Here is a 23,539-nt window from a genome sequence, read left to right as displayed (position 1 = left end):
GTCACCGCCGGGCTCCGGCCGTCCGCGTCAGCGCACGGTGATGAACGCCCCCGCGTCCCGGGCGGCCCGCGCCGGCGGTGCCGTCCTCGGGCGCCCCACGGCCACCGCGCCCATCGGGTCCCAGGTACCGGGCAGGTCCAGCACCTCGCGCACCACCGGCCGGCAGAACATCGTCGAGGACACCCACGCCGAGCCCAGCCGTTCGCCCGCGAGCGCCACCAGGAAGTTCTGCACACCCGCACCGGCCGCGACCACGAACATCTCGCGCTCCGCGGCGTCCCGGCGCTCGTCCCCGTAGGTGTGCGAGCCGTCCGTCACGAGGCACGGCACCACCAGGTACGGCGCGTTCCGCAGGACGTCGCCCCGCCGCACCCGCCTGGCGACCGACTCCTCACCGCGCCCGTCCCGGCGCAGGTCCGCGATCCACGCGTCCCGCATGGCGTCCAGCAGCCGGGTCCGCGCCTCCGGCGACTCCAGCAGGACGAACCGCCACGGCGTCGTGTGGTGCGGGGCGGGGGCCGTCACGGCCGCCGCCACCGCGCGCCGCACGGCCCCGGGGTCGACCGGGTCGTCCGTGAACTCCCTTACCGTGCGCCGGAGATGGAGCGCCTCCCGGACCGCCTCCGACGTACCGAGCCGGAACATGTCGTCGGCCGCCACCCGCACCATCGCCCGGGCGCCGCCGTCCTCGGGGGCGTCCGCGCCGGCCACCACGTGGGGGAGGCCCCGCACCACCGCGACCGGCAACCCGGAGGCCTTGCCCTTCACCAGGTCACCGGCCGAGGCCAGTTCGTCGGCCGTGGCCACGACCGTGGCGTTCAGCGGGTTGCCGTAGCCGTCGGTGCCGCCCCGGAGGTCGTCCAGCACCCTGACCCCGGACGCCCCGATCGCCACGTCCGTGAGGCCGTTGCGCCAGGGACGGCCGAAGGTGTCCGTGACGACGACGCCCACCTCGACGCCGAGGGCGGCCCGCAGGCCGTCCCGGATCGCCCGCGCCGACGCGTCCGGGTCCTCGGGCAGCAGCAGCACCGTCCCGGCGGGGGTGTTCGAGGCGTCGACCCCGGCGGCGGCCATGACGAGCCCCTGCCGGTTCTCCACGATCCTGAGGGTCCCGCGCCGGGCGACCACCCGGACGGTCTCGGCGTCGATCGCCGCCTCGCGGTCCGTCGCCTCGACGATCCGGCCCTCCGCCTTGGAGACGATCTTCGAGGTGACCAGCAGCACGTCCCCGTCCGCGAGCCCCGGCTCCGTGGCCGCGATCAGCTTCGCGAGGTCGTCGCCGGCCCGCACCTCGGGCATCCCGGGCAGGGCCCACACCCGGTAGGAGGGGGTCCCGCCGGCCGGTCCGCCGCTCATGCGCGTACCTCCTCGGCCAGCGCCAGGGCCTGGCGGGCCATCTCGGCCGTGGCGTCCACGTCCGTCATCATCAGCGGGACGGCGCGGCAGCGGATGCCCGCCGCCTCTACCTCGTCGACCGCTCCGGCGTCCACGGTGTCGACGAGCCAGCCGTCGAGCAGCCCGGAACCGTAGTGCTGGGCGACGGCCGCGGCGGTGGACTCCACGCCCACGGCCGCCAGCACCTTGTCGGCCATGCCCCGCACGGGCGCGTCGCCGACGATCGGGGAGAGCCCGACGACGGGGACCCCCGCCTCGGCGATCGCCTCCCTGATACCGGGCACGGCGAGGATGGTGCCGACGGAGACGACCGGGTTCGACGGCGGGAAGACGATGACGTCGGACCCGGCGATGGCCTCCAGCACGCCGGGCGCGGGCTTGGCCTGGTCCGCGCCCACCGGCACGATCGCCTGCGCGGGCACGGAGGCGCGCAGCTTCACCCAGTACTCCTGGAAGTGGACGGCCTTGCTCTCGCCGTCGACGTCCACCGCCACGTGCGTCTCGACGCGGTCGTCGGACATCGGGATCAGCCGGACCCCGGGCTTCCACCGCGCGCAGAGCGCCTCGGTGACCGCGCTCAGCGGATAGCCCGCGCCGAGCATCTGCGTACGGACGATGTGGGTCGCGAAGTCACGGTCACCGAGGCCGAACCACTCCGGCCCCACGCCGTACGCCGCGAGCTCGTCCTTCACGTGGAAGGTCTCGTCGGTACGCCCCCAGCCCTGCTCCTCGTTGATGCCGCCCCCGAGGGTGTACATCACGGTGTCGAGGTCGGGGCAGACCTTCAGCCCGAACAGATGGATGTCGTCGCCGGTGTTGCCGATCACCGTGATGTCCGCGTCGGGCGCGGCCTGTTTGAGGCCACGCAGGAAACGAGCACCACCGATACCGCCGGCCAGAACCACAATGCGCATGCCCACCAGTCTGTCAGGCGGAGCCTGTCGATCGTGGGGTGGTGGTGGGCGGCGGGTGGGACTGTCGGGCGGAGCCTGTCGATCGTGGGGTGGTGGTGGGGCTTCAGGCGGACACGGCGTCCGGGGCGCTCTGCGAGGCGTGCATGGGCATGTCGGTCAGGCCCGGGTAGTAGACGTGCAGGCTGACGGCCGGGGCGAGGGCGTCGTTGACCACCTCGTGGACGTACCCCGGGGCGAGGACGCGCTGTGCGCCCGCGCCCAGGGTGCGCGTCCCGCGTTCCGTGTGTTCGGTCAACTCGCCTTCCAGCACGGTGAGTACGCCGGAGGACAGGCCGTGGTCATGGCGTCCGCTGCCCTGGCCGGGGACCCAGCTGAGCAGCCACACCTCGTAGCCCGGGCCGGTCCGCAGCCGGTGGTACCAGCGGGTCGTCGTGTCGAACCGGACGAGCGGGGCCCACCGGTCGCGGTCGGCGGCGAGGGAGCGGGCGAGTCCGACGAACTCGGACACGGTGGAGGGGTGGGGGCGGGCCGGCCGGAGGAGGTGCTGGACCTCGAGGATGTCGCCGGCGATGGAGAGGTCGCTGTCGCTGTTCATGGGTGCGGTGGTTCCTCGGCATGTGGATGCGCGTACGTGGGGTGTCGCGGGGACCGGAATGCGGTGGGGAAGGCAGAAGGCTGGATCAGAGCTGGAGCGCTACGGCTCAACAGCTGTGACAGCTGGAACAGCAACAGCGGGCCTGGACAGCGGTACGGAACCCACGGACGTGGGTCGTGTACATCGCTGCGGTCGCTGGCATGAAGTCAAGGAGACCGGCACGGTGTGCGTTCTGTCAACTCACTGCCCCATTTGGCGGCAATGTTTCACCCCATCCGGTTGAAGGGGTTGAAGAAAGGTTTTGGCTCCTGTCCGAGCGGCAAGGTGGCGCATCAGTCGTGCCCGTAAACACGGTCGAGGGCTCGTGACCCTACTGTGATCTTGGTCGCTTCAGTGATCGAATCGAAACATCGCGGCGGCCCCGCTCGTCCCACTCGTTGAGAAGTGACGGAGAGCGACCCCGACGGCATATGTCAGGTTTTTGGTGATTTGAACACTTTCCGCATACGCTTGGTTCCGCAGAGTGAATACCGAGGCCAATAGCAGATCTTCGCTTGACTGGCCCGAAGCTACACACTTGTAATTTCACTCGTGTCGTTCGGCCGCATCGATAACGGCCGCATCACGGGGACGCAAGAGACAGACGAGGGGCGCACATGACCGAGCTGTTCCAGCAACTGCTGGTCGAGGACGCGGACGAAGAGCTCGGCTGGCAGGAGCGCGCGCTGTGCGCCCAGACCGATCCGGAGTCCTTCTTTCCTGAGAAGGGCGGCTCCACCCGCGAGGCCAAGAAGGTCTGTCTCGCCTGCGAGGTGCGGTCCGAGTGCCTCGAGTACGCCCTCAACAACGACGAGCGGTTCGGGATCTGGGGCGGCCTCTCCGAGCGTGAGCGGCGGCGCCTGAAGAAGGCCGCCATCTGACGCGGCGTCCCCGGACGCCGGGAGCGCGATGGCCCGGGGGCCGCACCCGTCGTACGGGTGCGGCCCCCGGGCCATCGGCATGTCCGGCCATCTCCGGCATCTCCGGCCGTCCGCGTTCCCGCCGGTCAACCGCTCGGCGCGGGGCGGACATCCGTACCGTTAGTGTGGGGCCCCGTCCGAGAGACGCGCCAACGCCCCGCCGCGGCGCGCGTGTACACCGATGCAGCCCCCGGGGGGAACCCCCTCCGGACCCGGCCGGAGGGCCCGAACCCCGATGTCCGTGCACAGCCACTCGGCGGCGCCGAACGAGGCCGCCGCCGCCCCAGAGTTCCCCCGGCACGTCGTCACCGCCGTGCTCGTCTCGCACGACGGCGCACGCTGGCTGCCCCACGTGCTCGGCGGACTGCTCGGGCAGGAGCGCCCCGTGCAGAGCGTCGTCGCCGCCGACACCGGCAGCGCCGACGACTCCGCCCGTCTGGTCACGGAGGCACTCGGCGGTGAACGCGTCCTCCACCTCGCGCGGCGTACGAGCTTCGGCACCGCGGTCGAGGAGGCGACCCGCTCGGCCGGTGTCCTCACCCCCGACGACCTGCCGTACCTGAAGCGCCCGAGCGGCTGGGACCCGGTCACCCGCACCTGGCGCGACGACGCGTACGACATGCCGGAGCTCCCGCACGGCGAACCCGTCCAGTGGCTCTGGCTGCTGCACGACGACAGCGCGCCCGAGCCGGACGCGCTCGCCGAGATGCTCCGCGTCGTCGACAACGACCAGCACGCCGCGATCGTCGGACCCAAGCTGCGCGGCTGGTACGACCGCAAGCAACTCCTCGAGGTCGGCGTCTCCATCGCCAACAGCGGGCGCCGCTGGACCGGACTGGACCGCCGCGAGCAGGACCAGGGCCAGCACGACCAGGTCCGTACCGTGCTCTCCGTCTCCTCGGCGGGCATGCTGGTGCGCCGCGACGTCTGGGAGGAGCTCGGCGGCTTCGACCGCAGGCTCCCGCTGATGCGCGACGACGTGGACCTCTGCTGGCGCGCCCACATGGCCGGCCACCGGGTGCTCGTCGCGCCCGACGCCGTCCTGCGGCACGCCGAGGCCTCCGCCAGGGAACGCCGCCCCATCGACTGCGCCGGACGCTCCGTAGCGAGCCCGCACCGCGTCGACAAGGCGGGCGCCGTCTACACGATGCTGGTCAACGCCCGCGGCAAGCAGCTGCCGTGGTCCCTCCTCCGCCTCGTCGTCGGCACCCTGCTGCGCACCCTCGCCTACCTCGTCGGCAAGGCCCCCGGCCAGGCGCTCGACGAGGTCGCCGGGCTCTTCGGCACCCTGCTGCGCCCCGGGCGGATCGTCGCCGCCCGCCGCGCGCGCGGCAGAGGGGCCGTGGACGCGGCCGAGCTGCGGTCGCTCTTCCCGCCGCCGGGTGCCACGGTCCGCGCCACCGTCGAACAGGTCGCCGGCAACTTCGGCAACTCGGCGGACGAATCCGGCTCACGGCACGGCGCGGTCGAGTCGGGACCGGGCGGGGACGACGCCGACTTCCTGGAGGTCGAACAGTTCGCCCGGCTCAAGAAGGTCGGCCGCAAGCCGGGCCCCGTCCTCTTCGCGCTCCTCCTCGTCGTCTCGCTGGTGGCCTGCCGGGGGCTGCTCACCAGCGGCGCCCTCGCCGGCGGCGCACTGCTGCCCGCGCCCGCCGACGTCTCCGACCTCTGGGGGCGCTTCGCGGACGGCTGGCACACCGTCGGCACCGGGGGCACCCAGTCCGCTCCGCCCTACCTCGGGATGATCGCCGCCCTGTCGGCGCTGTTCCTCGGCTCCACGGGCTTCGCGCTCACCCTCCTGCTGGTCTGCTCCGTCCCGCTCGCCGGGCTCACCGCGTACTTCGCCTCCCGGCCGCTGCTCGAGTCCCGGCTGCTGAGGGCCTGGGCGAGCGTCGCGTACGCCTTCCTGCCCGCGGCCACCGGAGCGCTCGCCACCGGCCGGCTCGGCACCGCCGTCCTCGCCGTCCTGCTCCCGCTGATCGCCCGCGCGGCCGTCGCCGCGCACGGGCTGCGGGGCGACGGATCCACCGCGCGGGGCAGCTGGCGCGCCACCTGGGCGTACACCCTGCTGCTCACCGTCACGACCGCGTTCACCCCGGTCGTCTGGCCGCTCGCGGTGGTCCTCGGTGTCGGGGTGCTCGTGCTGCGCCGGGGTGACATCGCCGCCTACGGGCTGCGCTTCCTGGCCACCGCCGGTACTCCGCTCCTGGTCCTCGCCCCCTGGTCGCTGACCCTGCTGAGCAGCCCGTCCGGCTTCCTGAAGGAGGCCGGGCTCGACATCGGCGCGGGCACGGCGTCCGCCGTCGACCTGCTCGGCATCAGCCCCGGCGGCCCGAAGGCCGCGGGCGGTGTCCTGCTGCTGGGCATCGTGCTGGCGGCGCTGGCCGCACTGCTGCGGGGCGAGCGGCAGTTCGCCATCCGTGCCGCCTGGGTCGTGGTGCTCGTCTCCCTGGTCTTCGCGGGGATCTCCAACGGCTCCACCTGGGCGGGACCCGCCACCCTCGTCTACGGCGTCGCGCTGCTGACCGCCGCGCTGCTCGGCGCGGACGGCGCCCGGGTGCGGGTCGCCGCGCTGAGCTTCGGCTGGCGCCAGCCGGTCGCCGCGCTGATCGCCCTGGCCGCCGGACTGGCCCCCGTCGTCGCCGCCGTCGGCTGGATGATCGGCGGTGCGGCCGGTCCGCTGGAGCGCCGTGATCCCGTGCAGGTGCCCGCCTTCGTCGCGGAGGAGAGCAGCACCCGCGACCAGGCGCGCACCCTGGTGCTCGGGGGCACGTCACCGGCCGCCGTGTCCTACAGCCTGGTACGCGGATCGGGTGCCCGGCTGGGCGACGCCGAGCTCACCGAGGCGGGCGGCGGCAACACGCACCTGGACAAGGTCGTCGCCAACCTGGTCGCGGGCTCCGGCGCGGACCAGGGCAGCCAGCTCAGCGGCTTCGCGGTCCGCTACGTCCTGGTGCGGGACGGGTCGCCCCGCGAGATGAGCCGCGTGCTGGACTCGACCCCGGGCCTGAGCCGGCTCAGCCAGCTGGACGGGAGCGCCCTGTGGCGGGTGGACCGCCAGGTCTCCCGGCTCGCGATCGTCCCCTCCGGCAAGGGCGCCGTACCGGTACCCGTCGGATCGCTCCCCGTCGAGGCGCACACCACGATCCCCGAGGGCGACTCCGGCCGGATCCTGCGCGTCGCCGACGCCGCAGACCCGGGCTGGCAGGCCACGCTGAACGGCCGGGCGCTGACGCCCAGGACGGTGGACGGCTGGGCGCAGGGCTTCGAACTCCCCGCCGAGGGCGGCACCCTGGACCTGACGTTCGACGCGCCGTTCACCCACACCGCATGGGTCTGGGCGCAGGTGGCGCTCGGTGTCGTCCTGGTGGTGCTCGCCCTGCCGGGCCGCCGCAAGGACATCGACGACGACCTGCCCGAGGAGACCGAGGCCGTCCCGGCCGAACCGGTCGAGGGCGAGGGCCGCCGGGCGCGCAGGCTGCGCGCGGCAGCCCAGGCGGAGGCGGCGGCCTCGGGCGACGAGGCCACGGGTGCGGAGGACGGATACGGCGAAGCCGCCGGTGCTCCGGAGCAGGCGCCGGGCGACCACATCCCGGCGCAGCAGAGCACCGACCCGTACGCGGCGGCCCCCGGATCCCAGGACGCCACCGGCACGTACGCGGCCGTCCCGGGGGGCCAGGACGGGTACGGCCCCGTGCCGGGGGACCAGGACGGTACGGGTTCGTACGCGGCGGTCCCCGGCGGCCAGGACGGCACCGGTTCGTACGCTGCGGTCCCGGACGACCAGGGCGGCACCGGTTCGTACGCCGCGGTCCCGGACGACCAGAGCGGCACCGGTTCGTACGCGGCCGTCCCGCAGCAGAACTACGGGGACTGGGACGCGCGGCAGCAGTACCAGGGCGCCGACTACGGCCAGTACCAGGGCGGGCAGGACGCCGGCCAGTACTACCAGGCCGACCCCTACCAGCAGGACCCGTACCAGCAGCAGGGTGCCTACGACCCGTACGGCTACGCCCAGCAGCAGCCCTACCCCACGGGGACGGGCGAGGCCGCCCCGTACGACGGGCGTGACGGGCACGACCAGAACACGACCCCGGGCCAGGGCCCGTGGCCGAACGGCAACGGCAACGCATCGCGAGGCGAGTCCGAGTGAAGTCCACCCCCCTGTCCCTCATCGCGGGCGTCGTCGCCCTGGCCGCCGTCACCGGGTTCGCCGCGCTCAACGCGCCCGGCGACGAGGGCGTGACGGAGGCGAAGGCGGCCGTCCGGCTCCCCGTCGAGCGTTCCAGCCTGCTCTGCCCGGCGCCGAGCACCTCCGACCTGGCCGACACGACGTACACGTCCTTCACCCCGGCGGGGGAGGGCGGCGGCGGGGAGGCCGGTGCCGCCGAGCTGGAGCCGGCGGAAGCCCTTCCGGCGGACGACGGCGAGCCGGCCGGCAAGGACGAGGAGAAGGAGGAGAAGGACGGGGCGGACAAGGAGAAGGCGACGGCCGGCAAGCCCGTCCTCTCCCTCAAGGAGACCGGCAAGGCGGCCACCGCCGACACCTCCAAGTCCGACGCTCCCGCGCTGATCGGCACCGCCACGGGGGCGTTCGCCCCCGGCTGGACCGCGCAGCAGACCACCATGACCGCCGCAGGCGGGGCCCGCGGGCTGCTCGGTGTCAGCTGCACCGCCCCCGACACGGACTTCTGGTTCCCCGGTGCGAGCACCGGGAAGTCCCGCCAGGACTACGTCCACCTGACCAATCCCGACGACACCGCCGCCGTCGCGGACATCGAGCTGTTCGGCGCCGAGGGCGCCCTCAAGTCCGATGTCGGCGAGGGCATCACGGTCCCGGCGAGGTCGAGCGTCCCGATGCTGATCTCCACCCTGACCAACGAGGCCGCCGAGAACGTGACCGTGCACGTCACCACCCGGAGCGGGCGCGTCGGCGCCGTCGTGAGCGCCGCGGAGGACGGGGTGGGCAGCGACTGGCTGTCCAGGTCGGCGGACCCGGCGAGCACGCAGATCCTTCCCGGGATCCCCGCCGACGCCACCTCCGTACGCCTGGTGGCGTTCGCACCGGGGGAGGCCGACGCTGATGTGAAGGTGCAACTCCTCGGCAAGAACGCGGCGTTCTCGCCGGCCGGCAACGACACCCTGCACATCAAGTCGCGGATGACCGCGAGCGTCGACCTCAAGGACGTCACCCGGGGGGAACCCGGCTCGATCCGGCTGTCGCCCGCCGAGGGCAGCACGACCCCGGTGGTCGCCGCGCTCCGCGTGGTGCGGGGCACCGGCGCCAAGCAGGAGGTCGCGTTCATCCCGGCGACCGGGCCGGTTGGCGAGCGCGCGAGCGTCGCCGACAACCGTGCGAAGGGCTCGGTGCTCTCGCTGGCCGCACCCGGCGAAACGGCGAAGGTCAAGGTCACGGCGTCGGCGGGCAGCGAGGGCGGTGAGGCGACCGTCAAGACGTACACGGTCAAGGGCGGTACGACGCTGGAGGTCACCCCCGAGGTCCCGACCGGACTGAAGGGCGGTTACGCCCTGACGGTGGAGACGGAGTCGGGCGGACCGGTGCACGCCGCCCGTACCCTCACGGTCCCGGAGGGCGGGGTCGACATGTTCACCGTGCAGACGCTGCCGGACGACGGTGGCACGGTCGAGGTGCCCGCGGTGGAACAGGACCTGTCGGTCCTGGACGACTGAGGGCGCGCGCTACGGGCGGGCTCAGTCCTGCCCGTAGCGCGGGTCGACCGACTCGGGCGCGAGGCCGAGCAGCTCCGCGACCTGCTCCACCACGACCTCGTGCACCAGCAGGGCGCGCTCGTCCCGGTTCTTGGTGCGGATCTCGACGGGCCGCCGGTAGACGACGATCTGGGCGGGCCGGCCCTTGGCGGCGGACAGCGCCCGCCCCAGCGGCACGGTGTCCTCCAGCGAACCCGGCACGTCGAGCACGAGGAAGTCGACGTCCGACAGCTGCGGCCAGCGCCGCTCCAGCCGCTCCACCGAGTCCTGGACGAGGTCGCGGAAGCTCTCGGCCCTGCTGACGGACAGCGGTACCTGGGGCGGTGCGACCGGTCCGCGCATGCCACGGCCGTGACGGTCGCGGCGCCGGGGGCGGGGCTCGGGCGGGAGGGGCGGTACGGGACTGTCCATCACCGACGCAGCGTAACCCTCCTCGGGCCGGGACGATCACGGCTTCCCCGCGGGTCCGCCGGATGGCGCGTAATGAACATTCCGGCCAGAGTCGAGTGCGGTTCCGGCCCCCGGTCCGATCGCGGACCCTTCGCCCGACGACCGCTCAGGTTCCCTCCGGCGGCCCCGGTGCGGCCCGCGAGCACCGGTCGGCACCGGCTTTCCCGCAGGTCGCGACGGTTGTGCGGGAGCCCCGTAGGACCCGGTCCACGGGCCGACACGAGGGGGTGAGCCGGGGGAGAGTCGTCGCAGCCCGCTCAAGAGTGCGGTACCGTCCAACATCGTGAGCCCTGTACGTCGCTGTTCGCGAACCGCGTGCGGCCGTCCCGCCGTCGCGACACTGACGTACGTCTATGCCGACTCGACCGCGGTCCTCGGCCCGCTCGCCACCTATGCCGAGCCCCACTGCTACGACCTCTGCGCCGAGCACGGCGAGCGGCTCACCGCGCCACGCGGCTGGGAGGTCGTCCGGCTCTCCGACCCCTCCGCTCCCACGCGCCCCAGCGGTGACGATCTCGAAGCGCTGGCCAACGCCGTGCGCGAGGCGGCCCGGCCCCAGGACCGGCAGCAGGGCGGCAGGGGACCACGAGCGGCGGACCCGGTGGAGGTCGCGCGCCGCGGGCACCTGCGGGTGCTGCGCTCCCCGGACTCCTGAACCTCCGGCGCCCCCGCCTGCCGGCGCCCTGACGTTCCGCCGGCCGACGCCTTGACGTTTGCCCTGACGTTCCGCCGGCCGACGTGCCGAAACTCGACCGCTGGTGCCCTGAACCTCCGACGCTCCCGTCCGTCGGCTGTCCGGCCCCTGCTTGTCGGCTGTCCGGCCTTCCGCCCGTCGGCTGTTCTGCCACCCCCTGCTGGCTGCCCGGCCCCTGCCCGCCGGCTCGCCGACCTCCCCCCTCGGCTGTCCGGCGCCCGTCCGCCCGCACCCTGACGATCCGTCCGCCGGCTTCTGGCGTCCCGCCCGCAGATCCTCCGGCGCGCTGTCCCGCGTACGCGGCCGGTGCCCCCGCTGCATCAGCTGTCCCACGCGTCGCGTCCGCGGCCCGAGGGCGCCGCGCGGAAGTTTTCCGGTACGGAGCATTGACGGTGCCTTGTCGCGGACACGACCATTCCCCCACCCGTGAGAGATCGCTTCCGCATCACGGAATCCGGGGAGGTCTGTGTGTTTGTCCAGCAACTCGAACCCGTAGCCGATTCGCTCGCCCTGTCCGCTCTTGTCGCTTCCTTGCCATTGGTGACCGTTCTGGTGCTGCTCGGCGCCGTCCGGATGAAGGCCCACCGCGCCGGGCTCATCGGGCTCGCCGTCGCGGTGCTCGTCGCGTGGCTGGCGTTCGGCATGCCCGTCGGGCAGACCCTGTCCGCCGGGGCCCAGGGCGTCCTGTTCGGGCTCTTCCCCATCATGTGGATCGTCGTCAACGCCCTCTGGGTGTACCGGATGACCGTCCGCACACAGCACTTCGACATCCTGCGGCGCTCCTTCGGCCGGGTCTCCGACGACCCCCGCATCCAGGCGCTCGTCATCGCCTTCTGCTTCGGCGCGCTCCTGGAGGCGCTGGCCGGCTTCGGCGCTCCCGTCGCGATCTGCTCGGTCATGCTCGTCGCGCTCGGTTTCGACCCGGTGAAGGCCGCCGTCGTCTCCCTGGTCGCCAACACCGCGCCCGTCGCCTTCGGTGCCATGGGCACCCCCGTGGTGACGCTCGCGCAGGTCACCGGCCTGCCGCTGGACGACGTCGCCACCGTCGTCGGCCGCCAGACGCCGTTGCTGGCGCTCGTCGTCCCCCTGATCCTGGTCTTCCTGGTGGACGGCAGGCGAGGGCTCCGGGAGACCTGGATGCCCGCGCTCGTCTGCGGAGTCGCGTTCGCCGTCGCACAGTTCGCCGCGTCCAACTTCGTCTCCGCCCAGCTCGCCGACATCGCGGCGGCGCTGGTCGGCGCGGGCGCCCTGATCGCCGTTCCCGCCGCCCGCAGGCCCGCCGACGAACCCGTACGCGCGGCCGTGCTGACGGGCGTGCGCAGCGAGGACCTGGACACCCGGGACCCGCGCCGCGAGGTGTTGCGCGCCTACGCCCCCTACGCCCTGATCGTCGCGGTCTTCTCGATCGCCCAGATACCGCCCGTCAAGCGGCTGCTGGCCGAGGCGACGCGGGTCTTCGACTGGCCCTTCCTCGACGTCGCCGGACCGGACGGCCGACCGGTCGGGGCCAACACGTTCTCGCTCCCCCTCCTCGGCACGGGAGGCACCCTCGTCCTGCTCGCCGGTCTGGTCACCGCGGCCGTGATCGGCGTACGGGCGGGTACCGCGGCGCGGGAGTGGGCCGCCACCGTGCACGAACTGCGCTACGCGATCCTGACCGTGACGTCCGTGCTCGCCCTCGCCTACGTCATGAACCTCTCGGGGCAGGCCGCCACCATCGGCCAGTCCGTCGCGGCGGCGGGTGCCGGACTCGCCTTCCTCTCCCCGGTGCTGGGCTGGTTCGGCGTCGCCGTCTCCGGCTCCGACACCTCCGCCAACGCCCTCTTCGGTGCCCTCCAGGTGTCCGCGGCACGGGAGTCCGGGCTCTCGCCCGAACTCCTCGCCGCCGCCAACAGCTCCGGGGGAGTGCTCGGCAAGATGATCTCGCCCCAGAACCTGACGATCGCCTGCGCCGCCGTCGGCCTCGCGGGACGGGAGGGCGATCTGCTGCGCAAGGTCCTGCCCTGGAGCCTCGGCCTGCTCCTGGTGATGTGCCTGGTCGTGATGGCGCAGAGCACGGCGCTGCTGGGCTGGATGCTCCCCTGACCGCGGGCCCGGGGGAGCCGGGTAGTTTGGGCGGTCCGTAAAGATCCCAGGAGGACCGGCCGTGGTTGCTGACCTGTCGCAGCTCGTGAAGGCGTACGACGTGCGCGGAGTCGTGCCCGACCAGTGGGACGAGCCGCTCGCCGAACTGTTCGGCGCGGCCTTCGTCCAGGTCACCGACGCGGACGCGATCGTGATCGGCCACGACATGCGGCCCTCCTCGCCCGGCCTGGCCGCCGCCTTCGCCCGCGGCGCGACGGCGCGCGGCGCGGACGTGACCCTCATCGGGCTCTGCTCGACGGACCAGCTGTACTACGCGTCCGGGGCGCTGGACCTGCCCGGCGCGATGTTCACGGCCTCGCACAACCCGGCGCGGTACAACGGCATCAAGCTGTGCCGCGCCGGGGCCGCACCGGTGGGCCAGGACACCGGCCTCACCGAGATCCGCACCCTGGTCGAGCGGTGGTCCGAGCACGGCCTGCCCGCCGCGACCGCCACCGCCCCGGGCACGGTCACCGAGCGCGACACCCTCGCCGACTACGCCGCGCACCTGCTGGGCCTCGTCGGCCTCTCCGGGATCCGGCCGCTCAAGGTCGTCGTGGACGCGGGCAACGGCATGGGCGGCCACACCGTCCCCACCGTCTTCGCGGGGCTGCCCCTCGACCTCGTACCCCTGTACTTCGAGCTCGACGGGACCTTCCCCAACCACGAGGCCAACCCCCTCGACCCGAAGAACATCGTCGACCTCCAGGCCCGCGTCCTCGCCGAGGGCGCCGACCTCGGGCTCGCATTCGACGGCGACGCGGACCGCTGCTTCGTGGTCGACGAGCGCGGCGAGGGCGTGTCCCCGTCCGCCGTCACGGCCCTGGTCGCCGCCCGCGAACTGGCCCGCAACGGCGGCTCCGGCACCGTCATCCACAACCTGATCACCTCCTGGTCCGTGCCCGAGGTCGTCCGTGAGAACGGCGGAACCCCCGTCCGCACCCGTGTCGGGCACTCCTTCATCAAGGCCGAGATGGCCGAGCACGGCGCGATCTTCGGCGGCGAGCACTCGGCGCACTACTACTTCCGCGACTTCTGGAACGCCGACACGGGGATGCTCGCCGCCCTCCACGTCCTGGCCGCGCTCGGCGGTCAGGAGGGCCCGCTCTCCGGACTCCTGGACCGGTACGACCGCTACGCGGGATCCGGCGAGATCAACTCCACCGTGGCCGACCAGGCGGCCAGCCTCGCCGCGATCAGGGCGGCGTACGAGGGACGCGACGACGTGCGCTTCGACGAGCTCGACGGCCTCACGGTGACCGGGCCCGACTGGTGGTTCAACCTCCGCGCCTCCAACACCGAACCGCTGCTGCGCCTGAACGTGGAGGCACGGGACGAGAGGACCATGGCCGCGGTCCGCGACGAGGTCCTCGCACGCGTCCGCGCGTGACCCGGGCGTGCCGGGTGGGTGCGGGGACACACAGCGACAGGAACCGGCCCCCGGGCGCGGCCACGGGTACGGGTACGGGCAGCGTGAGCGCCCGCGGCCCGTCGCCCCGGGTGTGCCCGCCGGATCCACGGGTACGCGCCGTGTGGGAGCGCACCACGGGCACACGCCGCGTGGACGCGGGCACCACGGGCCCGCGCCTCGCCGGCCGGCGCCAGGGGTGCCGCGCCTCGCCGGGAGGCCGCCGACGAGCACCCGCGACGCCCGTGCGGTCCGCGTACGCGCGCCGCTGACGGATGCCCTGTCCGGCGGGGCCCCGCCGGACCGCGACCCCCCTGGCACGGCGGTAGGCTGACCACGCCCCGCGCTCCGCGGACCCGAACCGGGTCCGGACCGGATCCGCACCGCATGCCTGAAGGGACCCACCCCATGCCGCTCGAAGCCGGCCTCCTGGAGATCCTCGCCTGCCCGGCCTGCCACGCCGGGCTCGACGACAGGTCGGCGGACGAAAGCCCCGAGCTGGTCTGCACCGGAGCGGACTGCGGTCTCGCCTACCCGGTCCGGGACGGCATTCCGGTGCTCCTCGTCGACGAGGCCCGCCGCCCCGCGTAACCCGCACCCTGATCAGCACGGTGATCGGAGGCCCACCACCATGCTCGACGAGTCGTTGCTCGACGCACCGGAAGCCCTGGCCCGAGCGGACCGGCGAGGTCTGCTGCGCGGTGCCGCCGAGGCCGGAGCCCGCGTCCGCACCGCCGCCCGGCACGCGGCCGAGGCCGGCGTCGGCGCGCTGGCCCCCGAAGGACGGCCGCGCGCCGTCCTCGTCGCGGGCCCCGGTACCGCGGCGTCCGGTGTCGCCGACCTGATCGGCGCCCTCGCGGGTGCCTCCGCGCCCGTCACCGCGATCCGTCCCACCGGGGTCGCCGCGGCGGCCGGAGCGCTGCGCTGGGCGCTGCCCGGGTGGGCAGGATCCGTGGACCTGCTGCTCATCGCCACGGCCGACGGTTCGGAACCGGGCCTCGCACGGCTCGCCGAGCAGGCGTACCGCCGCGGCTGCACGGTCGTCGCCGTCGCACCCGTCCGGTCCCCGCTGCGCGAGGCCGTCGACGGGATCCACGGACTCGTCGTGCCCATGGCGGCCGCCCCGCACGGCGAGTACGACGCCGAGACCTCGGCGGCGGGCCCCGGCACGCTCTGGGCCCTGCTCACCCCGCTGCTCGCCCTCCTCGACCGGGTGGGCCTGATCGACGCGACCCCCGAGACGCTGCAGAAGGTCGCCGACCGCCTCGACCGCACCGCCGAGCGCTGCGGACCGGCCATCGCCACGTACAGCAACCCGGCCAAGACCCTCGCCTCGGAACTCGCCGACAGCCTGCCCCTCGTCTGGACGGAAGGAGAGGCCGCCGGCCCCGTGGGCCGCCGCTTCGCCGCCGTCCTGGCCGAGCTCGCCGGCCGCCCCGCCCTCGTGGCCGAGCTGCCGCAGGCCCTGCCCTCCCACGGCGGGCTGCTCGCCGGAGCGTTCGCGGCCGGGGGCGACCCCGACGACTTCTTCCGGGACCGGGTGGACGAGCCGGAGGCCATGCGCGCCCGGGTCGTCCTGCTCCGCGACCGTCCGGCGGGCGGCCTGACCGCGGGCCCCGCCGCCCGCGAACTGGCCCTGAGCCACGACACGGCCATCAGCGAACTCGAACCGGAGGAGGGCAGCGAGCTCGAAACCCTCGCCGAACTCCTCGCGGTCACCGACTTCGCCGCCGTCTACGCCTCCCTGGCATCCGACAACCGGGCCTGACCGCCCGCGCATCCCCCGGACCCCCACGCCCCCGCGCACGACACGAGGACACATCTCCATGGACCGGCTCTCCAACACCGTGCGCCCCTACGCCTGGGGGTCCACCACGGCCATCCCCGAGCTGCTCGGCACGACCCCCACCGGCGAACCGCAGGCCGAGATGTGGATGGGAGCCCACCCGGGAGCCCCTTCGCGCCTCACCCGCCCCGCCGCACCGGGCGCCGCGCACACCGAGACGGACGCAGCGGGATCCGGCACGGGCTCCCGGACCGGTGAGCTCTCCCTCACGGAGGTCATCGCCGCCGACCCCGAGCGCGAACTCGGCTCCGCGGCCGTCCACGCCTTCGGCCCCCGCCTCCCCTTCCTCCTGAAACTCCTCGCGGCCGGCGCACCGCTGTCCCTCCAGGTCCACCCCGACCTCGCACAGGCACAGCGGGGCTACGCCGACGAGGAGCGCCGCGGCGTTCCCGTCGACGCGCCGCACCGCACCTACAAGGACGCCAACCACAAACCCGAACTGATCTGCGCGCTCACGCCGTTCGACGGACTGTGCGGCTTCCGCAGGCCCGCCGAGGCCGCCGACCTGATGGCCGCCCTCGGCGTCGACTCCCTCAAGCCGTACGTGGACCTGCTCCGCGCCCGCCCCGAGGAAGGCGCCCTGCGGGAGGTCCTCACGGCGATCCTCGGCGCGGATCCGCAGGAGATGGAGCACACCGTCGCCGAGGCGGCCGAGGCCGCGGAACGGCTCGGCGGCGCGCACGCCCCGTACGCCCAGATCGCCCGCCACTACCCCGGCGACGCCGGTGTCATCGCGGCCATGCTGCTGAACCACGTACAACTCCAGCCCGGCGAGGCCATGTTCCTCGGCGCCGGTGTCCCGCACGCCTATCTCGGCGGCCTGGGGGTCGAGATCATGGCCAACTCCGACAACGTGCTGCGCTGCGGCCTGACCCCCAAGCACATCGACGTCCCCGAACTGCTGCGCATCGTCCGGTTCGAGGCCGGCGAGCCCGCGATCCTGCGCCCGGAGGCCTCGCCCGGCGGCGAGGAGCTGTACGAGACGCCGGTCGACGAGTTCCGTCTGTCGCGCTACGTCCTGCCGCCCGGCGGAGCCCCCGTCGACCTGACGGCGGGCACCCCGCAGATCCTGCTCTGCACCGCGGGCGCGCCCCGGGCAGGGGAGATCGCCCTCGCGCCCGGCGAATCGGTGTTCGTACCCGCGGACGAAACGGTCCAAGTCACCGGTACGGGAACGGTCTTCCGGGCGACCGTGGTGGTCTGACGTACGGGCCGCACCGACGGCTGCAACAATGTCCCGCCGTAACGCGGCGCGAGTGCCGCGGCACCGATGAAGGGACACCAGGCACCCATGAGCGCGTCAGGCGGAACCAAGGCGATCGTGGCGGCTCTCGCCGCCAACCTCGCGATCGCAGTGGCCAAATTCGTGGCGTTCCTCTTCAGCGGTTCGTCATCGATGCTGGCGGAGAGCGTCCACTCACTGGCGGACTCGGGCAACCAGGGGCTCCTGCTGCTCGGCGGCAAGAAGGCCCAGCGGGAGGCGACCCCCCAGCACCCCTTCGGCTACGGGCGCGAGCGGTACATCTACGCCTTCCTCGTGTCCATCGTGCTGTTCTCGGTCGGCGGCATGTTCGCGATCTACGAGGGCTACGAGAAGATCAAGCACCCGCACGAGCTGGAGGCCTGGTACTGGCCGGTCGGGGTGCTGGTCTTCGCGATCATCGCCGAGGGCTTCTCCTTCCGTACGGCCATCGCGGAGTCCAACCAGACCCGCGGCAAGCTGTCCTGGACGCAGTTCATCCGGCGCGCCAAGGCCCCCGAGCTCCCCGTCGTGCTCCTGGAGGACTTCGGCGCGCTCGTCGGCCTGGTCCTGGCCCTCGGAGGCGTCGGCCTCGCGGTGGGCACCGGGAACGGGGTGTGGGACGGCATCGGCACCCTCTGCATCGGCATCCTGCTGATCGTGATCGCGATCGTCCTCGCCGCGGAGACGAAGTCGCTGCTGCTCGGCGAGGCGGCCGGCATCGAGGACGTCGAGAAGATCCGCGCCTCGGTGGTCGACGGCGACACCGTCACCCGCATCATCCACATGCGCACGCTCCACCTCGGCCCCGAGGAACTGCTGGTGGCCGCCAAGATCGCGGTACGGGCCGAGGAGTCCGCCGCCGAGGTCGCGGAGGCGATCAACGCCGCCGAGAACCGGATCCGCGAAGCCGTCCCGATCGCCCGGGTCATCTACCTCGAGCCCGACCTCTACAACGAGGCGGCCGCCGCGGCCGGCACCAACCCGGGCAAGACCGACGCCGCGTCCCCCGACGACGACCCGTCCGGATCCGGCCACTGACCCGCCGAGGATCAGCCCCGAACGGCCCAGCGAACCACCCCGCCGCCCGGGCGGGCTGGGGCTCGCTGGGCCGTTCGGTGTAGATTCGGGGCAGTACCAGACGTCGCTGCTGATGGCGGTCGATCGGTCCGCCGCGCGGGCCGGCCGAGGGAGAGAGGGCCTCCGACGGACTGCACTGCGGATCGCCCGGGCATTCGTGTGCCCGTGGCCGCCGCAGAGCCAGCCATCCCACCCTCGACCCACCACGAGGAGCAGCCCGTTATGACGACGGCCGCCAATCGCCAGGACTTCAAGGTCGCCGACCTCTCCCTCGCCCCCTTCGGGCGCAAGGAGATCACCCTCGCCGAGCACGAGATGCCCGGCCTGATGTCGATCCGCAAGGAGTACGCCGCCACGCAGCCGCTGGCCGGCGCCCGGATCACCGGCTCGCTGCACATGACCGTGCAGACCGCCGTGCTCATCGAGACCCTCGTCGCCCTGGGCGCCGACGTCCGCTGGGCCTCCTGCAACATCTTCTCCACCCAGGACCACGCCGCGGCCGCCATCGCGGTCGGCCCGAACGGCACCCCGGACGCCCCCGCCGGCGTCCCGGTCTTCGCCTGGAAGGGCGAAAGCCTGGAGGAGTACTGGTGGTGCACGGAGCAGGCCCTGACCTGGCCGAACACGCCCACCGGCGGTCCGAACATGATCCTCGACGACGGTGGTGACGCCACCCTCCTCGTCCACAAGGGCGTCGAGTTCGAGAAGGCCGGCGAGGCACCGGACCCGTCGACCGCGGACAGCGAGGAGTACGCCCACATCCTCACCCTGCTGAACCGCACGCTCGGAGAGTCCCCGCAGAAGTGGACCCAGCTGGCGTCCGAGATCCGCGGTGTGACCGAGGAGACCACGACCGGTGTGCACCGGCTGTACGAGATGCACCGCGACGGCACCCTCCTCTTCCCGGCGATCAACGTCAACGACGCCGTCACCAAGTCGAAGTTCGACAACAAGTACGGTTGCCGCCACTCGCTGATCGACGGCATCAACCGCGCCACCGACGTCCTGATCGGCGGCAAGACCGCCGTCGTCTGCGGCTACGGCGACGTGGGCAAGGGCTGCGCCGAGTCCCTCCGCGGCCAGGGCGCCCGGGTGATCATCACGGAGATCGACCCCATCTGCGCCCTGCAGGCCGCGATGGACGGCTACCAGGTCGCGACGCTGGACGACGTGGTGGAGACCGCGGACATCTTCGTCACGACGACGGGCAACAAGGACATCATCATGGCCTCCGACATGGCCCGGATGAAGCACCAGGCCATCGTCGGCAACATCGGCCACTTCGACAACGAGATCGACATGGCCGGCCTGGCCAAGATCGACGGCGTCGTCAAGGACGAGGTCAAGCCGCAGGTCCACACCTGGACGTTCGCGGACGGCAAGGTCCTCATCGTGCTGTCCGAGGGCCGCCTGCTGAACCTCGGCAACGCCACCGGTCACCCGTCGTTCGTCATGTCCAACTCGTTCGCGGACCAGACCCTGGCCCAGATCGAGCTGTTCACCAAGCCCGAGGCGTACCCGACCGACGTCTACGTGCTGCCGAAGCACCTGGACGAGAAGGTCGCCCGCCTCCACCTCGACGCGCTGGGTGTGAAGCTGACGACCCTGCGTCAGGAGCAGGCCGACTACATCGGCGTCCCGGTCGAGGGCCCGTACAAGTCGGACCTCTACCGCTACTGAGCGGCCCGTCGGCCACCGGCCGGCGCGGCTCTCAGCAGCAGGTCCGAGCGCAGGCCCCCGCACCCCCGTGCCGGGGGCCTGCCCCGTTACCGCACCCGCACAGCCCGAGGAACCCGAAGGACCCCATGCCCCGCGGCCGTTATTCGCTCCACGATGTCCACGACCACTCCCCCCTCGGCGAAGAACACTTCCACTGCGCGCCCGGCCCGTCAGGCTGGCGCTACGTCTCCCAGACCACGGCCCCCTCGGGCGCCCACCTGGGTTCCGTCGATCTGGCCCTGGACGAACTCGGCCGTCCCATCCGTCTCGAACTGCACGCCGCGAGCTGGCAGATCCGCGGCGCCGCCCTCGACGGGGTCACCTGGGTACGGACGGATCCCACCGGCACCCATGCCACCGAAGGCAATGTCCGCGCCCACACCTTCTCCGGCGCATCCCCCGCTTTCCTCATCGCCACGGCCCGGCTCCTGCGCCTCACCCCCGATTCCCCCGCGACCCGTGTCCGTCTGGTCACCTTCACGGACCCGGTTCTCGCCCCCCTCACCGTGGACCAGTCCTGGTCTCTGCTGAACAGTGAAGCGCACGCCACTGACAACGGGCCCCTGATCGTGGACGAGTACCAGGTCAACGCACTGGACACCGGTGATCAGCACACCGTCCACCTCGCCGGTGACGTGGTGCTGGCCGCGCCGGGCATGGAGCTGGAACACCTCGAATCCCCGCCCTCGGCCATGCCGGGCCCGGCCGGCGGGGCGGCCTGAAGGCGGAGTCGGGTACCCGGGCGGGGCCGGAACTCCGGGCACCCGCGCCGGAGCCCGGGCGAGTGCGCCGGGGCGGGCGGCGGCCCTGAGGCGGCGGGGCGCTCAGGCGGGCGGGGCGAACCCGGTCGAGGCCCGCGCCCCGTCCCCGTCCTTCCTCGCTCCGCCCGCCCCGGACTTCTCGTACAGGACGGGTGGGGCCGTCGTACCGGCACCGTCCCCCGACGGTGGGCCGCCCACGGGGCGGTCACCGGCGGGCTCCCGGGGCACGGGTACGGCCGGGGCGGAGGGCTCCGGTACCCGGTCCCCGCGTCCGGCCGCCGGGGCGGACATCCGCCGGACGTCCCGCGCCTGCCGCTCGTTCACCACCGCCGCCAGGTAAGCGGCCGCGGGCACCCCCGGCGGAACAGGAACGCCCGTCCGCGCGACGAGGTCCTCGGAGAGCCGTTCGGCCAGGGACCCGCGCACCGTCGCGTCGAGCTGGTTCATCCGCGTCAGGTACTGCCGTACGGCCAGCCAGAGGCCGTCGGGTACGCCCGAGAGGTCCAGCTGCGCGAAGCGCCCCACGAGCCAGGGCGGGGGAGGCGGCACGGCGACGCCCCGGCCGGCCGGTACCCGCTCGCGCACGACGAGCGTTCCCGCGAACACGTCACCCAGCCGACGGCCACGGGCGGACACCAGCGAGGCGATACAGCCCACCACTCCGAACGTCCCCATGATCTCGACCACCCCCATCGCTCCCCGCACGAGCGCGTGCCGGAACCGGATCGGGCCGCCGTCGTCCCGCACCACACGAAGTCCGCAGGCGAGCTTCCCGAGCGAACGGCCCTGGCTGAGGGTCTCGACCGACACGGGCCCGCCCACCAGCACGAGAAGGAACGTGGCGACGGCGACAGCGGCCGCCGCCGCGTCGTCGAGCGTCACGGTCGCCACGGCCAGACCGACCGACAGCAGGACGAACACTGCCAGGAGCACCGCGAGGTCGATGGCGATCGCCAACGCCCGGCTCGGCAGCCTCGCGGGCCGCAACCCCAGTACGACCGCGTCTCCGGTCACGAGCTCATCCATCGCCACCCACCCCTCGCCGCCCTTCTCTGCCCGTCGGTATCCCAGTCTGCCAAGCTGACCCGCAGCGCACCGCCGTTGTACGGACCCGTACGCACCATGCCTGGAGCAGCAGCCGACCATGGATCTCGACGTCTTCGTCACCGCCCACCGCACCGAGTGGGACCGCCTGGACCATCTTCTGCGCCGGGGGCGCGGCCTGACAGGTGAGGAGGCGGACGAACTCGTCGCCCTCTACCAGCGCACGGCCACCCACCTGTCGTTGATCCGGTCCACCGCCCCCGACCCCGTGCTGACCGCTCGCCTCACCCAGCTCGTGGCCCGGGCGCGTTCCACGGTGACCGGGACGAGGCGCGCGTCGTGGCGCGACGCCGCACGCTTCCTGACCGCCGGCTTTCCCGCGGCCGTCTACCGCTCGCGCCACTGGTGGATACCCACGGCGGTGCTCTCCGTACTGCTGGCGGCCGTCATCGGCTGGTGGATCGGCACGCACCCCGAGGTGCAGGCGTCCATCGCCGCTCCGGAGGACCTGCGCGCGCTGACCCGGCCCGGCGGCGAGTACGAGACGTACTACTCCAGCCACCCGGCAGCGTCGTTCGCCGCCCAGGTCTGGACGAACAACGCCCAGGCGGCGGCCATGTGCCTGGTGCTGGGAGCCTTCCTCTGCCTGCCGGTCGTCTGGATCCTCTTCGTCAACGTCCTCAACCTCGCCGTCGGGATCGGGCTGATGTCCTCCGTCGGCCGGCTGGACACCTTCCTGGGACTCGTCCTCCCGCACGGTCTGCTCGAACTGACCGCGGTCTTCGTCGCGGCGGGCACGGGCCTCCGCCTCGGCTGGACGGTCATCGACCCGGGCCCCCGCACCCGGCGCGCGGCCCTGGCCCAGCAGGGCCGGGCCGCCCTGGGCATGGCCATCGGTCTGGCGCTGGTCCTGTTCGTGTCAGGCGTCATCGAAGGCTTCGTCACCCCGTCGGGCCTTCCCACCTGGGCCCGCATCACCATCGGTGTCGCGGCTGAGCTGGCCTTTCTCGCCTACGTCTACATCCTCGGAGGCCGGGCCGCCCGTGCCGGGGACACGGGGGACGTCGATGCCGGGGAACGCAGCGCGGAGCTTCCCACCGCAGCCTGAGAGCCGATGTGCATGCACGGCCGCTGACCTGCTAGTCTCCTGGTCGCCCACAAAAAACTGTTGACACGGTTCGCGTGGGGAGGTAGATTTTAACGGTTGCAACGGGCTGGACAGCCCGGGCATGAACGTCTAAAGTTCATCTCGCTCGTGCAGAGGACATCGTCTTCGCAGAGCCGATCGATTCTTCTCTTTCAAGCAGACAGCCGGATTCGCTTCGGCCGAATTGCTTCTGATAAAGTCGAGTCAGCCGAAAGGCAAAGGCCACTCCGCAGGCCGCTGGAATCGAATTCGGACCGGAAACGGAACGGAAAAGAGTCTGGTAAAGTCGGACTCGCCGGAAAGGGAAACGCGAAAGCGAAGAACTGGAAAGCGAAACAAGCACGAACCCGCTTCGGCCGGGAATCGGACACGAAAGAGTCTGATAGAGTCGGAAACGCAAGAACGAAGGGAAGCGCCCGGAGGGCCCCGGTGA

18 protein-coding genes are annotated in these 23,539 nt (G+C 72.8%); 13 read left to right on the top strand and 5 right to left on the bottom strand.

What is annotated here, in order from left to right; genetic code table 11:
- Positions 1-27 precede the first annotated feature (27 nt).
- The 3 genes from ACFVS9_RS21760 to ACFVS9_RS21750 all read right to left on the bottom strand — a co-directional run bounded on the left by ACFVS9_RS21760 (position 28) and on the right by ACFVS9_RS21750 (position 2,904).
- Positions 28-1,356, bottom strand: a complete 1,329-nt coding sequence (locus ACFVS9_RS21760) for a coenzyme F420-0:L-glutamate ligase (protein WP_389934618.1) — start codon at positions 1,354-1,356, stop codon at positions 28-30.
- Entirely contained in the window at positions 1,353-2,309 is a 957-nt protein-coding gene (cofD, locus tag ACFVS9_RS21755; protein ID WP_383118630.1) for a 2-phospho-L-lactate transferase, read from the bottom strand. Before cofD ends, ACFVS9_RS21760 begins: the two co-directional genes overlap by 4 nt.
- A gap of 103 nt (positions 2,310-2,412) precedes the next feature.
- The gene (locus ACFVS9_RS21750) at positions 2,413-2,904 is read right to left on the bottom strand and encodes a cysteine dioxygenase (RefSeq protein ID WP_383118629.1); all 492 of its coding nucleotides are present in this window, start codon (positions 2,902-2,904) and stop codon (positions 2,413-2,415) included.
- A 656-nt stretch (positions 2,905-3,560) separates the two neighbouring features.
- Here ACFVS9_RS21750 and ACFVS9_RS21745 point away from each other — a divergent pair.
- The 3 genes from ACFVS9_RS21745 to ACFVS9_RS21735 all read left to right on the top strand — a co-directional run bounded on the left by ACFVS9_RS21745 (position 3,561) and on the right by ACFVS9_RS21735 (position 9,554).
- Positions 3,561-3,824 carry a WhiB family transcriptional regulator gene (locus ACFVS9_RS21745; protein ID WP_031093859.1) on the top strand — a complete coding sequence of 88 codons (264 nt, stop codon included), beginning with the start codon at positions 3,561-3,563 and terminating at the stop codon, positions 3,822-3,824.
- Between the two features lie 274 nt (positions 3,825-4,098).
- Positions 4,099-8,016, top strand: coding sequence for a glycosyltransferase (locus tag ACFVS9_RS21740; RefSeq protein WP_389934615.1), 3,918 nt, complete (start codon positions 4,099-4,101; stop codon positions 8,014-8,016).
- On the top strand, positions 8,013-9,554 hold the full coding sequence (locus ACFVS9_RS21735) for a DUF5719 family protein (RefSeq protein ID WP_389934612.1): 1,542 nt from the start codon (positions 8,013-8,015) through the stop codon (positions 9,552-9,554). The genes ACFVS9_RS21740 and ACFVS9_RS21735 overlap by 4 nt, the downstream gene beginning before the upstream one ends.
- 21 nt (positions 9,555-9,575) lie before the next feature.
- On the opposite strand, the gene ACFVS9_RS21730 is transcribed toward ACFVS9_RS21735, so the two are convergent.
- Entirely contained in the window at positions 9,576-10,004 is a 429-nt protein-coding gene (locus tag ACFVS9_RS21730) for a metallopeptidase family protein (protein WP_383118326.1), read from the bottom strand.
- A 322-nt stretch (positions 10,005-10,326) separates the two neighbouring features.
- Here ACFVS9_RS21730 and ACFVS9_RS21725 point away from each other — a divergent pair, with 322 nt between their 5' ends.
- From ACFVS9_RS21725 to ACFVS9_RS21685, 9 genes are all read left to right on the top strand, one after another.
- Entirely contained in the window at positions 10,327-10,698 is a 372-nt protein-coding gene (locus ACFVS9_RS21725) for a DUF3499 domain-containing protein (protein WP_053929176.1), read from the top strand.
- 507 nt (positions 10,699-11,205) lie between these two features.
- Complete coding sequence (locus tag ACFVS9_RS21720; protein ID WP_389934609.1) at positions 11,206-12,822, top strand: L-lactate permease; 1,617 nt, start codon at positions 11,206-11,208, stop codon at positions 12,820-12,822.
- A gap of 61 nt (positions 12,823-12,883) precedes the next feature.
- Positions 12,884-14,251, top strand: a complete 1,368-nt coding sequence (locus tag ACFVS9_RS21715; protein WP_383118328.1) for a phosphomannomutase/phosphoglucomutase — start codon at positions 12,884-12,886, stop codon at positions 14,249-14,251.
- 426 nt (positions 14,252-14,677) lie between these two features.
- A complete protein-coding gene (locus ACFVS9_RS21710) occupies positions 14,678-14,860 on the top strand; it encodes a Trm112 family protein (protein ID WP_383118329.1) in 183 nt (60 codons plus the stop codon).
- Between the two features lie 40 nt (positions 14,861-14,900).
- Positions 14,901-16,037, top strand: coding sequence for an SIS domain-containing protein (locus ACFVS9_RS21705; RefSeq protein WP_389934604.1), 1,137 nt, complete (start codon positions 14,901-14,903; stop codon positions 16,035-16,037).
- Between the two features lie 58 nt (positions 16,038-16,095).
- Entirely contained in the window at positions 16,096-17,319 is a 1,224-nt protein-coding gene (gene manA, locus ACFVS9_RS21700) for a mannose-6-phosphate isomerase, class I (protein WP_389934601.1), read from the top strand.
- Between the two features lie 87 nt (positions 17,320-17,406).
- On the top strand, positions 17,407-18,396 hold the full coding sequence (locus tag ACFVS9_RS21695; protein ID WP_383118332.1) for a cation diffusion facilitator family transporter: 990 nt from the start codon (positions 17,407-17,409) through the stop codon (positions 18,394-18,396).
- A gap of 261 nt (positions 18,397-18,657) precedes the next feature.
- Entirely contained in the window at positions 18,658-20,115 is a 1,458-nt protein-coding gene (gene ahcY, locus ACFVS9_RS21690; RefSeq protein ID WP_383118333.1) for an adenosylhomocysteinase, read from the top strand.
- Positions 20,116-20,240: 125 nt separating this feature from the next.
- Complete coding sequence (locus ACFVS9_RS21685) at positions 20,241-20,876, top strand: hypothetical protein (RefSeq protein ID WP_389934597.1); 636 nt, start codon at positions 20,241-20,243, stop codon at positions 20,874-20,876.
- Between the two features lie 102 nt (positions 20,877-20,978).
- Here ACFVS9_RS21685 and ACFVS9_RS21680 read toward each other — a convergent pair whose 3' ends face one another.
- Positions 20,979-21,941, bottom strand: a complete 963-nt coding sequence (locus ACFVS9_RS21680) for an RDD family protein (protein ID WP_389934593.1) — start codon at positions 21,939-21,941, stop codon at positions 20,979-20,981.
- A gap of 118 nt (positions 21,942-22,059) precedes the next feature.
- On the opposite strand from ACFVS9_RS21680, the gene ACFVS9_RS21675 reads away from it, so the two are divergent.
- Positions 22,060-23,067 (top strand): stage II sporulation protein M, encoded by a 1,008-nt coding sequence (locus ACFVS9_RS21675; protein ID WP_383118336.1) that lies wholly within the window; start codon positions 22,060-22,062, stop codon positions 23,065-23,067.
- The last annotated feature ends 472 nt before the right edge of the window (positions 23,068-23,539 follow it).

This window comes from Streptomyces sp. NPDC058008 (genome assembly GCF_042886395.1).
In the GTDB taxonomy this organism is placed as follows: domain Bacteria; phylum Actinomycetota; class Actinomycetes; order Streptomycetales; family Streptomycetaceae; genus Streptomyces.
Note: the sequence above shows the minus strand (reverse complement) of the source record. Positions and strands in the feature narration are given on the sequence as shown.